Origin of the sequence: Curtobacterium sp. GC_Cur_3, from assembly GCF_026544205.1 — a bacterium.
Lineage (GTDB): Bacteria > Actinomycetota > Actinomycetes > Actinomycetales > Microbacteriaceae > Curtobacterium.
Genome location: NZ_JALNUI010000028.1, coordinates 33,100 through 45,030 on the forward strand (window position 1 = coordinate 33,100; position 11,931 = coordinate 45,030).

The window sequence follows — 11,931 nt, forward strand, 5'->3', positions numbered from 1 at the left end:
CTACCCGCGCGCCTTCTGCGTGTAGATCGCGCCGGTGGAGAAGTCCTCCTCGAGCTGCTCGAGCGACCGGCCGTTCGTCTCCGGCACCTTCGTGATCGCGAAGACCAGCGCCAGGGCGTTCAGCACCGCGAAGATGAAGAACGTCGTCGAGATGCCCGTCGCGCTCACCACGATCGGGAACAGCGTCGACACCGCGAAGTTCGTCAGCCAGAGGATGAGCACCGTGAGCCCCATGCCCACGCCGCGGAGCTTGAGCGGGAAGATCTCCGAGAGCATCAGCCAGACGAGGGGCCCGATCGTGCCCTGCATGGTGCCGACGAAGCAGATGACGAACACCAGCACGACGACCGCGCGCAGGGTTCCCTCGGGCAGGACGAGCGACGACAGCCCGATGAGCAGGTGGAACACCGTCGTGCCGGTGAACCCGAAGACCAGCATCGTGCGCCGCCCGAAGCGGTTGATGACCCGCAGTGCCACGACCATCGCGAGCACGGCGATGATGCCCGAGCCGACGTTGGCGATCAGGGCCGTCGAGCCGGAGAACCCGGACTCGGTGAGCACCTGCGTGCCGTAGTACATGATCGAGTTGATGCCGGTCAGCTGCTGCGCGACGGCCAGCCCGATCCCGATGAACAGGATCTTCCGGAGCCACGGTGCCGCCAGCAGGTCGCTGATGCGGGCCCGCTTGGCCTCGGCCTCCTGGGCGGCGAGCTCCTCGACCTCGGCCATCTCGGCCTCGGCCCGGTCGGACGCACGGATCTGCTTGAGGACGGCGAGTGCGTCCTCCCTCCGGCCCTTGCCGAGCAGCCAGCGCGGGCTCTCGGGAACGGTGAACATCCCGATGAACAGGGCGATCGCCGGCAGCACCGCGACGGAGAGCATGTAGCGCCAGACGTTGCCGTCCTCGCTCCAGATCGTGCCGATGACCGCGTTGATGGCGAAGGCCGCGAGCTGCCCGGTGACGATCATCAGCTCGTTGCGGCTGACCAGCCCGCCGCGGTTCTCGGTCGGGGCGAGCTCGGCGAGGAACACCGGCACGGTGACCGACGCACCGCCGACCGCGACGCCGAGGAAGAGCCGCGACACCATGAGGAACTCCCACGACGGCGCGAGGACGCAGGCGACCGCGGCGAAGAAGAACAGCACCGCCAGGGTGTTGATCGTGGGCTTGCGGCCCCAGGCGTCGGAGATGCGTCCGATGAAGAACGCCCCGATCGCGGCGCCGATCAGGATGGACGAGGTCATGAACCCCTCGGCCGTGGCGTTCGGCACGAAGCCCGAGTCGAGCATCGGCTGGAGAGCACCGTTGATGACGCCGGTGTCGTACCCGAAGAGCAGCCCGCCGAAGGTCGCGATGACGGCGACGATGCCGAGTCGCTTGGTGTGCGGGCCGTTCACGAGCGGGGGCAGCGCACCCGTTCCGGGTGCTGGGCTGGTCTGCGCGGTTGCCACTTGTCCTCCGTTGGTCAAGGAAACGGTCTCACGTCGGGCAGCGGTGCTGCGCCGTCGCGGGCTCATGTCATGACAATAAGACCAAGTTGCCGAAAAGGGAAACCCCTGATCAGCGTTGGAGCGCGCCATCGGCATCGACATCGCCCCAGGACGCACCGCTACGATCAGGTCACCCGAGCCGAGAGGTCGATGATGACTGTGGGAGACGCCAGACCAGCGACGATCTACGACGTCGCCGCCCGAGCAGGGGTGTCGAAGTCGCTCGTCTCGCTCGTGTTGCAGCGGTCCCCGCGCGTGAGCGACCAGCGCCGCGCGGCCGTGCTGCAGGCGATCCAGGAGCTCGACTACCGCCCCTCCACCGCAGCCGTCTCGCTCGCGGGCACCCGCAGCCGGACCATCGGCGTCGTGCTCGACGACTTCCGCAACCAGTGGTTCGTCGACCTGCTGACCGGTCTCCGCGAGTCCCTGCAGGACCAGGGCCACCGCCTCGTCGTCGCCGACCGGTTCCTCAACACCGGGCTCGACGCCTCACCGGTCGAGGGCTTCCTCTCGATGCGCGTCGAGGGCATCGTCATCGCCGGCGAGCCCGAGACCGACCTCGCCGTCCCCGCGTCCACCCCGATCGTCATCGCCGGCGGCCGCGTCGCGATCCCCCGCGCCGACACCGTCGCGAACGACGACCGCGCCGGCGGCCGGATGGCCGCCGAGCACCTGCTCGGCCTCGGCCACACCACGCTCGGCTTCGTCGGCGCGCGGTCCGCAGCCGCCGTCGAGCGGCGGGCCGGCTTCGAGGCCGGGGTCGCGGACGGCCGCACCGGCGCGACGGTCGTCACCACGATCCTCCCGGAGGAGCTGACCGAGGACGCCGGCATGCGCGCTGCCCGTGCGCTCTTCGACGAGCACCCCGACGTCACCGCGGTCTTCGCGGCGAACGACGTCATGGCGCTCGGCGCGATGTCCGAGCTGGCCGCCCGCGGCCTGCGCGTCCCCGAGGACGTCTCCGTCATCGGCTACGACGACACCCCGATCGCCGCGACGCGGTTCGTCGGCCTGACGAGCATCGACGACCGCAGCGTCGAGATCGGCCGCGGGGCCGGCGAGCGACTGCTCGCCCGGATCGCCGATCCGGGCCTCGTCGCCACGGAGGTCCTCGTCGAACCCCACCTGGTCGCGCGGCGCACGACCGCCCCGCGCTGACCCACACCCGGGCTGGAGGCCCGTCCCGCGTCCGTCACGCCAGCCCGGTCTGCCCCGCGGATCCGGCCCGTGATCCGGCCCGTGATCCGGTGAGATCGCACTTCGTGTCGTCTCCGCGCGCCGCGAGGCGACACGGAGTGCGATCTCAGCGGCCTCCGGGACCCGGCGCCTCGCCGGGCGTCGCGTGCCGGACGATCCACGTGTGCATGACGATCGCGGCGGCGGCCGAGGCGTTGATGCTCCGCGTCGACCCGAACTGAGCGATCTCGAGGTGCCCGTCGGCGCCGACGACGGCCTCGTCGGTCAGCCCGGGGCCCTCCTGCCCGAAGAGGAACACGCAGCGCTCCGGGACCTCCGCGGTCTCGATCCGTTCGGCACCCGGGGTGTTGTCGATCGCGATCACCGGACGGCCCTCGGCACGCATGGCCTCGAGGAACGCGGCCACGTCCGGGTGGTTCCGCACGTGCTGGTAGCGGTCGGTGACCATCGCGCCGCGGCGGTTCCAACGGCGGCGCCCGATGATGTGCACGGTGCCGGCCAGGAACGCGTTGGCGCTCCGCACGATCGACCCGATGTTGAGGTCGTGCTGCCAGTTCTCGATCGCCACGTCGAACCCGTGCCGGCGGGTGTCGAGGTCGGCGACGATGGCCTCCATCGACCAGTACCGGTAGGCGTCCACGACGTTGCGGGTGTCGCCGAGCCGCAGCAGCTCCGGGTCGAGCCGGGGGTCGTCCGGCCAGGGCTCCGGGTGCGGGCCGACCCCGTGCGTGGTGCGCTCGTGCGAGGGCTCGGGCGCGTGCTCGTGCTCGTGCGAGGGCTCGGGCTGGTCGATCACGACTCCGAGGGTACGGCGGCCACGGAGCCGACGGCGGCCACCCGGGCCTCGATGCCCGCGAGCAGGATGTCGAGCCCGAGGGCGAAGCGGTCGTCGTACGAGTGCTCACCGAGGATCTCCCCCACGAGCTGCTGCCGCTCCGGGCGACCGGCCTCGGTGTCGCCGCGCCCGACCTGGACGCCCGCGTGCCCCACCACGAAGTCGTAGACGACGAAGAACGTGTACATCGCCTCGGCGTCGGGCAGTCCCGCGGCACGGAGCGCCTCCACCACGGTGGCGAGGACGTCGTCCGACTCGCTCGACACCAGCGGCGCGCGGCGGCTGTGCGACTCGAGCACGAGGGGGTGCGTGGTCATCAGCTCGCGGAAGGTCACGGCGAAGGTCCTGACGACGTCCTGCCACGCGGCCGGCCAGACGAACGTCGCGGTGAACTCGTCGACGGTGCGGCGGACGAGCTCGGCGTGGAGGTCGTCGAGGCCGCCGATGGTCCGGTGCACCGTCATCGGGGCGACGCCGAGCCGGAGCCCGAGCGCCCGGAAGGACAGACGGTCGAGGCCGTCCTCGTTCGCGATCACGGTCGCGGCGTCGATGACCTGCTCGCGGCTGAGGACGTTCGGGCGCCCGCGTCGACGCGGCTGGGTGGCGGGACCGGGGGACGTGGCCGTGGCGGTCGGGTCGACGAGCACGAGCTCCTCCTCGGATCGGGACGTGTCCGGAAACCCTAGCCGGGGTCGGTCTTGGTGCACCTGAACGTGGCAGGGAGGGCCAGTAGGGTGTGCCCCATGGCATCCCGCGACGAGGTCGAGTGCTGGCTGACGGACATGGACGGCGTGCTCGTGCACGAGAACCACGCGCTGCCAGGAGCACCCGAGCTGATCCAGCAGTGGCTCGACGAGGGCACCGAGTTCCTGGTGCTCACGAACAACTCGATCTTCACGCCGCGCGACCTCAGCGCCCGGCTCCGCGGGTCCGGCATCCACGTGCCCGAGGACCGCATCTGGACCTCCGCCCTCGCGACGGCCGACTTCTGCAAGTCCCAGATGCCCGGCGGCTCCGCGTTCGTGATCGGCGAGGCCGGCATGACCACCGCCCTGCACGAGGCCGGCTTCATCATGACCGAGACCGCCCCCGACTACGTCGTCGTCGGCGAGACCCGGAACTACTCGTTCGAGGCCATCACGAAGGCCGTCCGGCTGATCCGCGACGGCGCCCGCTTCATCGTCACCAACCCCGACGCGACGGGCCCGAGCGCCGAGGGCGTCCTGCCTGCCACCGGGGCGATCGCCGCGATGATCGAGAAGGCCACCGGCAAGCAGCCCTACGTCGTCGGCAAGCCGAACCCGATGATGTTCCGCTCGGCGATGAACCGCATCGGCGCCCACTCGGAGAACACCGGCATGATCGGCGACCGGATGGACACCGACGTGCAGGCCGGCATCGAGGCCGGACTGCACACCGTGCTCGTCATGACCGGCATCAGCGACCAGGCCGAGATCGACCGCTACCCGTTCCGCCCGAGCGAGGTCATCTCCGGCGTCCACGAGCTCGTCCGCGCGGAGCCCATCGAAGTCGAGATGTAGGACGGTGCGCTGGGACCCGGCCCGCTACGCGGCCTTCACCGACGAGCGGTCCCGGCCCTTCCACGACCTGGTCGCCCGCGTCACCGGTCCCTTCCAGGACGGCCGGGAGGCTCCCCGTCGCGTCGTCGACCTGGGCTGCGGTCCCGGGACCCTCACCGCCACGCTCGCCCAGCGCTGGCCGACGGCCCGGGTCGTGGGCGTCGACTCCTCGGCCGAGATGCTGGCGGACGCGGCGCCCCTCGCCGCGGACCTCCCGGACCTGTCCTTCCGACTCGGCGCGATCGAGGACTGGACACCCGGCCCCGAGGACGACGTCGTCGTGACGAACGCCGCGCTGCAGTGGGTGCCGTCCCACACCACGCTCCTCCCGCAGTGGCTGGCTACGATGCCCGACGGCTCGTGGTTCGCGATGCAGGTGCCCGGCAACTTCGACTCCCCGTCGCACGCGCTCATGCGTGCCGTCGCTGCCGAGGGCCCGTGGGCATCCGCGCTCGACGGCGTGCTGCGCGCCGACCCGGTCCTCGACGGAGCGGGGTACCTCGACCTGTTCGAGTCCGCCGGCTTCGCGACGGTCGCGTGGGAGACCACGTACCTGCAGCTGTTGGCGGGCGAGGACCCGGTGCTCGCCTGGGTCCGAGGCACGGGGCTCCGACCGGCCCTGGCCGCGCTCGACACCGCCGACCCCACGGGCGAGATGACCGCCGCGTTCGAGGTCGCCTACGCCGCCCGACTCCGGCAGGCCTACCCGAGCGGCCCCCACGGCACGGTCTACCCGTTCCGCCGGGTCTTCGCCGCCGGCCGCAAGCGCTGACCCGACGTGCGGCGGCATCCAGAGCCGTTCTCCCACGACGCGATGACGGATCCGGTTCGCTGACCACGGGCCGAGACCGCCAGATCCGTCAACGACGAAAACAACACGTGCCCTCCTCGCCCTCGCCGTCACCGTCGCCGTCGCCGTCGACGTGACGGCGACCCGGATGCCGCGGTGCCCGAAGCGACTGGAGCGACTCAGGTGACTCAGATGACTGAGGCGGGCGGGAACGCCGTGGCGGGACGGACGAACCCACCCGTTTCCCTCCGGCGCGATGACGGATCCGGTTCACGGAACACGGTTCGAGACCGCCAGATCCGTCACCGCCGAAACCGAAGTGCGTCCTCGGCGGCGGTGATGGTGGTGATGCGACGGACGCAGCGGTGGGGACCCGCTCGCCGGCGGGTTCCTGTGGGGACGAACCGAGCCTCCTGGCCGGGTGGGACGCGACCGGCCGACCGACGCGAGGTGCGCGTCGGTCGGCCGGTCTCCGCTCAGCCGCTGACGACCGGCAGGTGGACGCCGGTGGGGACGGTGCCTGCGGTGCCCGGGTCCGACACCGGAGCCGGTGCGACCGGGGTGACGGGCGTCACCGGAGTCGTGGGCGCCGGGGTCGGCGCGGGCGTCGGTGCGGCGGCGAGGACGCGTGCCTGCCCACCGGTCGAGACGACGCGCACGGAGCCGTCCTGGGCGACGGCGACCGTCGCGCTGGTGGCGGCGGCGAGGTCGAGGCGCTCCCACGACCCGTTCGCGGACCCGGTCTGGTCGAGCGGGAAGCCCGACGCGATCTCGGTCTGCGCGAGCACCGAGGTGCGCTGGGCGTCGGTGAGGGTCGGGAACGTGGTGAGCAGCAGGTTCTCGGCGCCGACGGGGACGCTCGCGGGCAGGCCGGTGGTGCCGGTCTTCGCGAACCCGTACGTCAGGCGCTCCTGGTAGACCTTCACGGCCGAGGCACGGTCGGTGACGATCTGTGCGGTACCGCCGGGGATCGCTGCCCCGCCGTACGGGTTGTCCTGGTACGGCTTCTCGGCGGTGATGCACTGGGAGAGCGTGGTGCTGCAGGCGGCCTCGAGGTAGCTGACGAGCTCCTTGCGCGCCGGCTCGAGGACGTCCGTGCGGTACGCGGTGTCGGACCAGCGGGCTGCGAGTGCCGCCTCGCCGTCGATCCGGCCGCCCATGATGTCGAGCGGGTAGTGCACGCCGAGGACGATGCGGTCGTTGCCGGCCTCGGAGGTACGGGCCAGGATCTCCGGCGCGAGCTCGGGCAGGAGCGTGGCGAGGGTGATGCCCGCCTGGTACGCGGTGGTGGTGTGGCCGCTGGGGAACGAGCCGCCCGTGCAGATGCCCTTCGTGCCGTAGCCGGCGTCGAGCACGACGTCGTTCGGGGAGAACTCCTTCGTGGTGTCCGTCTGCGGGGCCACGCGGGTGATGTCGAGGCTGCCGTCGGCGCTCGCGTACGGCTTGCCCACGCGGTTCGGTGCGACCGAGGAGCTGTTCACCGTCGCGGGTGCACACCCGGCCTGGTCGTCACCGGCCGGCAGCGTGGCCGTCGTGGACGCGGGCAGGTAGGGCCGCGGGTAGCTGAAGTGCGCCTTCGCGGTGCCGGTGCCGACGTACGCGCCCGACGTGCCGTTCGAGCTGTTGATCAGCGCGCTCGTCAGCGGGAGCGCTCCGGTCGCACGGCCCTGGACGTAGGCCTTCTCGAGGACGTCACCGAGCCCCTGCGACACCGTGGACGACTGGTCGTACGAGGTGTTCGTCGCGTTCTCGTACTCGGCGTCCTGCAGGGCCGTGAACTGCTGCGCCGACGTGGCGTGCTGGTTGATCCAGGACGTCAGCGCGTCGTTCTGGGCGAGGGTCGCGGGGCCGACGACGGTGCCGTGCAGGTCGTTCGTCCCGCTGGAGTGCCAGAAGGAGTCGTAGCCGCTCAGCAGCGAGACGAGGTCCGGCGGCGTGGAGTCGCTCGGGTAGGTGGCGGCGGAGGCTGCGAGGGGGTTGCCGACGACCAGGGAGGTCGCGATCGCTGCGACCGTCACCCCGGTGGCGATCGCGCGTGCAGATGAACGCATTCGTGGTGGCCGCCTGCGACGCAGGCGACGCTCCTCTCTGTGGACCGACTGGGATCCCGGCCATGGTGCGGAGATCGGGTGTCCAGCAGGAGAACAGTCTCCGTCAGGCGGGTGAACCGCCCGGGGTGTCTGTAGGGGTTCGCAGGTCGTTCCACGCCGGAACGACCTCGGGTGCGCGGAGCGGCTCGGCGTCGGGGTTCCGCGGGACCTCGCGCCAGCGACGACGGAGCCGGCGTGGGCGGTCGTCCCGCCAGGCCACGATGCCCCCGGCGACGATGCCGAACGCCAGGACCGCGAAGGCGAACAGCCCGATGCCCCCGGCTGCGACCAGGTCACCCGAGCCCTGACGAACCGTGGCAGACACGGCGATGGAGCCGAAGTCCCAGAACGCGTGGAGCAGCACGGGCAGCAGCAGACCCCGGCTCAGGCGCCGCGCGACGTAGAGCGTCGACCCGAACGACGCCGCGAACACGACCTGGATGACCGTCGGGCCGATGCCAGCGCCGGCGAGCGCGTTCAGCAGGTGGAGCAGCCCGAAGAGCACGCAGGAGACGATCCACACGCCGAACTCGGGCAGGCGTCGGCGGAGCCCCACGAGCAGCACGCCGCGGGTCATCAGCTCCTCGAACACCCCGACGAACAGCACCCCGAGGGCGAGCAGCGCGAAGTAGTGCCAGGGCAGCGCACCCCACCCGACGAGCGGCAGCCGGGCCAGGCAGACGACGACGATGAGCGCCGGGGCGATCCAGGCCCAGCGCGGACGACCCCGGGTGGTGTCGACCGTCGCGATGCGCCACCAGCCGAGCCCGGTGACGATGACGGCGAGCACGAGGGCCGCGATGCCCTCGGGGACGACGAGCGCGGAGACGACGCTGTCGACCGTGAGCCCGAGCGATGGGTAGTCGTCACTCGGTCGGGCACGCCAGGCGCTGACCGCCGCGAAGAGCACGAGCGGGGCCAGTCCGACGAGGAGTGACGGCGGGACGGGCCACCGACGACGGCGACGCCGGGTGGTCGTGGGATCGACGGGCATGCCTGTTTGTACCATTGCGGTATGCGCCTCCCTCCGCTCTCCACCATGGCGGAGGACTACGTCAAGCTGATCTGGAAGGCCGCCGAGCGCGGTGACCCCGGCATCGCGACGCGGGACATCGCCGCTGCGCTCCGGGTGTCGGCGTCGACGGTGTCGGGCAACCTCCGGAAGCTCGACCGCGACGGCCTCATCGAGCACACCCCGTACTACGGCGTCGTGCTCACCCCGCTCGGGCACCAGGTCGCGGTGGCGATGGTCCGACGGCACCGGCTCATCGAGTCGTTCTTGGTCGACCGGCTCGGGTACTCGTGGGACGAGGTCCACACCGAGGCCGAGGCGCTCGAGCACGCGGTGTCGGAGACGTTCCTCGACCGGGTCGACGCCGACCTCGGGCACCCGACGCACGACCCGCACGGCGACCCGATCCCCCGCGCCGACGGCTCGCTGCCGTCCTCGCCTGGCGCCCTGCTCACGACGGTGGCGCCCGGGGCGTGCGGCACCGTCGACCGGGTCTCCGACGACGACCCGTCCCTGCTGCGGTACTTCGACGAGCTCGGTGTGGGGCTCGGCACCCACCTCCGGGTGGAGCAGGTCCGCGACTACGTCGGCGTGGTCGCCGTGGCGCGTCGGGACGCCGACGGGACGGAGTCGCTCGTCGACCTGCCGGCAGCGGCGGCCGCGGCGATCTGGCTCGCGCCGGACGACGACTGACGCCGACCGCCAGCCGTCGACCACCGGCAGCCGCTTGCCAGCACGACCCTCCGGTCAGCCCTTCGCGGACCGGGTGCGTCCGAGTGCGACCTCGCGACGAGCCCGCTCGAGCGCCAGAGCGGACCCGGCGTCCGGGTCGTGCAGGAGCCGCTCGGTGTCGGCCGCGTGCTCGCGGACGTCGGCGTTCCGGTGCTCGGCCGCCGCGTCGAGGACGGGGGTGACGACCTCGGCCCCGAGCCCGGCGAGCGCCCGGCTGAGAGCGAGCCGCGTCTCCCGGTCGCCCTGCCCGAGCTGCACGGCGAGCGCCCGGGCGAGCTCGGCGCGGGACGTCTCCGGCACGAGCACGACGGCAGCGCGCCAGGCGGTGCGGACGACGCCGGGGTCCAGGTCCTCCAGCCGGGCGACCACCTGCGGGTACACCGACCCGTCGCGGATCTTCGACAGTGTGTGCAGCGCCTGGCTCCGCGCCTGCGGCTCCGCACGGTCGAGCTCCCGGAGCACCCGCGGCACGACGACCTCGGCGGGCAGCCGGAGGAGCGCCCACGTGAGCATCTCCCGCACCTGCAGGTCTGGCTCGAGGGCGCACTGCTCGACCAGCAGCTCGAGGTCGTCCGTCGTGGGTTCGGTGCCGGCGGCCATCACCGCCCGCAGGCGCACGGCGGGACGGGGGTCGGCGAGGTACGAGGTGAGCGTGGTCATGTCCCGGTCCACGACACCCTGACGCTGCGACGTTGTCAAGCGCACCGGCCTAGCGTGGACGACGACCCGTTCCGACCTGAAAGGAATCCGCATGCCCCGCATCGGCAGCAGCGACCTCCACGTGTTCCCCCTCGCCCTCGGCGGCAACGTCTTCGGGTGGACCGCGGACGAGTCCACCTCGCACCAGGTCCTCGACGCCTACACGGCCGCCGGTGGCGACTTCATCGACACCGCCGACGTGTACTCCGCCTGGGGCGACGGCAACTCCGGCGGTGAGTCCGAGACCGTCATCGGCTCGTGGTTCGCGGCGTCGGGCAAGCGCGACGACGTGACGATCGCCACGAAGGTCTCCCAGCACCCCGAGTTCCCCGGACTGTCGGCCGACAACGTCGCGAAGGCCGCCCGCGCCAGTCTGCAGCGCCTCGGCACGGACCGGATCGACCTGTACTACGCGCACTTCGACGACCAGGACACCCCGCTCGAGGAGACCGTGCGGGCGTTCGACCAGCTCGTGCAGGAGGGCCTGGTCCGCTACACGGCGATCTCGAACTACTCGCGTGAGCGTGCCGCCGAGTGGATCCGGATCGCCGAGGCGAACGGTCTGGCCCGACCCGTCGCGATCCAGCCGCACTACAACCTCGTGACCCGCCAGCCGTACGAGTCGGAGATCGCCCCGCTCGCACACGACGCCCGGCTGGGCGTCGTGCCGTACTTCTCGCTCGCCGCCGGCTTCCTCACGGGCAAGTACCGCACCAAGGACGACTTCGCCGGCAAGGACCGCGAGGGCCAGGTCTCCGGCTACTTCACCGACGCCGGCCTGGCCGTCGTCGACGCCCTCGAGGGCATCGCGACCGCCCACGACGTCGAGATCGCCACCGTCGCGCTCGCCTGGCTGCAGGCCCAGCCCGACGTGGTCGCACCGATCGCGTCGGCGCGGAACACCGAGCAGCTGCCGGCGCTCCTCGCCTCGGCAGACCTCGAGCTGGACGTCCAGGAGCTGCAGACGCTCTCCGACGCCTCCGCGAAGGTCCCGACCACGGTCTGACCGCGGTCCACGACAGACGGGAGGCTCCCCACCGGTCCGGTGGGGAGCCTCCCGTCTGTCGTTGGGCTGGCTACGCCGTCGAGGCGGGCGGGCCGACCGTGGTGACGATCGCTGCGGCCGCCGGCGACTTCGTCGGCGTGACCTGCTCGTCGAGGGTGTTCGACCGGATCCAGAACGAGATGAGGACCACCGCCAGGAGCATCAGGAGGATGATCACGACGGCGCCGCCGATGAGGAGCTGCTTGCCGCGCCTGCCCTCGTCGCGCAGGCGGGCGAAGCCCTCGTTGATGAAGTTGCCGCCGTCCGCTGCCGACGGTCCGGCGGCGCCGACCTGGGACGTCGACCTGGCGGGTGCCGGCGACGGGGTGGTGACGGCCGGCATCATCTGCGTGCCGGTGTCGTGCGGGTCGTACCCGGTGGAGCCGAGCTGCTTGACCGCCTGGGTGCCGAAGAGGTCCTTGATCGCGCTCGTGTCGCTCGTCTCACGGCCGTCCCACTC

General features: G+C 71.8%; 12 protein-coding genes. 5 read left to right on the forward strand and 7 right to left on the reverse strand.

Features of this window, described 5'->3' with window-relative positions:
* Positions 1-1,452: a sugar porter family MFS transporter gene (locus tag OXR63_RS14500; protein WP_308202164.1), complete on the reverse strand. Its 1,452-nt coding sequence runs from the start codon at positions 1,450-1,452 to the stop codon at positions 1-3.
* Positions 1,453-1,641: 189 nt separating this feature from the next.
* On the opposite strand from OXR63_RS14500, the gene OXR63_RS14505 reads away from it, so the two are divergent.
* Entirely contained in the window at positions 1,642-2,649 is a 1,008-nt protein-coding gene (locus tag OXR63_RS14505; RefSeq protein ID WP_267424404.1) for a LacI family DNA-binding transcriptional regulator, read from the forward strand.
* Positions 2,650-2,794: 145 nt separating this feature from the next.
* Here OXR63_RS14505 and OXR63_RS14510 read toward each other — a convergent pair whose 3' ends face one another.
* Together OXR63_RS14510 and OXR63_RS14515 are read right to left on the reverse strand one after the other, a co-directional pair.
* A complete protein-coding gene (locus OXR63_RS14510; protein WP_267424406.1) occupies positions 2,795-3,484 on the reverse strand; it encodes a TrmH family RNA methyltransferase in 690 nt (229 codons plus the stop codon).
* Positions 3,481-4,170 carry a TetR/AcrR family transcriptional regulator C-terminal domain-containing protein gene (locus OXR63_RS14515; RefSeq protein ID WP_267424408.1) on the reverse strand — a complete coding sequence of 230 codons (690 nt, stop codon included), beginning with the start codon at positions 4,168-4,170 and terminating at the stop codon, positions 3,481-3,483. Before OXR63_RS14515 ends, OXR63_RS14510 begins: the two co-directional genes overlap by 4 nt.
* Before the next feature lie 96 nt (positions 4,171-4,266).
* Here OXR63_RS14515 and OXR63_RS14520 point away from each other — a divergent pair, with 96 nt between their 5' ends.
* Both OXR63_RS14520 and OXR63_RS14525 read left to right on the forward strand, forming a co-directional pair.
* Complete coding sequence (locus OXR63_RS14520) at positions 4,267-5,064, forward strand: HAD-IIA family hydrolase (protein WP_267424409.1); 798 nt, start codon at positions 4,267-4,269, stop codon at positions 5,062-5,064.
* Positions 5,065-5,068: 4 nt separating this feature from the next.
* A complete protein-coding gene (locus tag OXR63_RS14525; protein WP_267424410.1) occupies positions 5,069-5,875 on the forward strand; it encodes a methyltransferase domain-containing protein in 807 nt (268 codons plus the stop codon).
* A gap of 494 nt (positions 5,876-6,369) precedes the next feature.
* Here OXR63_RS14525 and OXR63_RS14530 read toward each other — a convergent pair whose 3' ends face one another.
* Positions 6,370-7,944: a phosphatase PAP2 family protein gene (locus OXR63_RS14530; RefSeq protein ID WP_267424411.1), complete on the reverse strand. Its 1,575-nt coding sequence runs from the start codon at positions 7,942-7,944 to the stop codon at positions 6,370-6,372.
* Positions 7,945-8,047: 103 nt separating this feature from the next.
* The gene (locus tag OXR63_RS14535) at positions 8,048-8,977 is read right to left on the reverse strand and encodes a CPBP family intramembrane glutamic endopeptidase (protein WP_267424413.1); all 930 of its coding nucleotides are present in this window, start codon (positions 8,975-8,977) and stop codon (positions 8,048-8,050) included.
* A gap of 21 nt (positions 8,978-8,998) precedes the next feature.
* On the opposite strand from OXR63_RS14535, the gene OXR63_RS14540 reads away from it, so the two are divergent.
* A complete protein-coding gene (locus tag OXR63_RS14540; RefSeq protein WP_267424415.1) occupies positions 8,999-9,688 on the forward strand; it encodes a metal-dependent transcriptional regulator in 690 nt (229 codons plus the stop codon).
* 54 nt (positions 9,689-9,742) lie between these two features.
* Here the strand turns inward: OXR63_RS14540 and OXR63_RS14545 are convergent, their stop codons facing one another.
* On the reverse strand, positions 9,743-10,387 hold the full coding sequence (locus tag OXR63_RS14545) for a HEAT repeat domain-containing protein (RefSeq protein ID WP_267424417.1): 645 nt from the start codon (positions 10,385-10,387) through the stop codon (positions 9,743-9,745).
* Between the two features lie 91 nt (positions 10,388-10,478).
* On the opposite strand from OXR63_RS14545, the gene OXR63_RS14550 reads away from it, so the two are divergent.
* Positions 10,479-11,432: an aldo/keto reductase gene (locus OXR63_RS14550; protein ID WP_267424419.1), complete on the forward strand. Its 954-nt coding sequence runs from the start codon at positions 10,479-10,481 to the stop codon at positions 11,430-11,432.
* Between the two features lie 70 nt (positions 11,433-11,502).
* Here OXR63_RS14550 and OXR63_RS14555 read toward each other — a convergent pair.
* Positions 11,503-11,931, reverse strand: a 429-nt coding sequence (locus OXR63_RS14555) for a hypothetical protein (RefSeq protein WP_267424421.1), incomplete at its 5' end; no start/stop codon positions are given.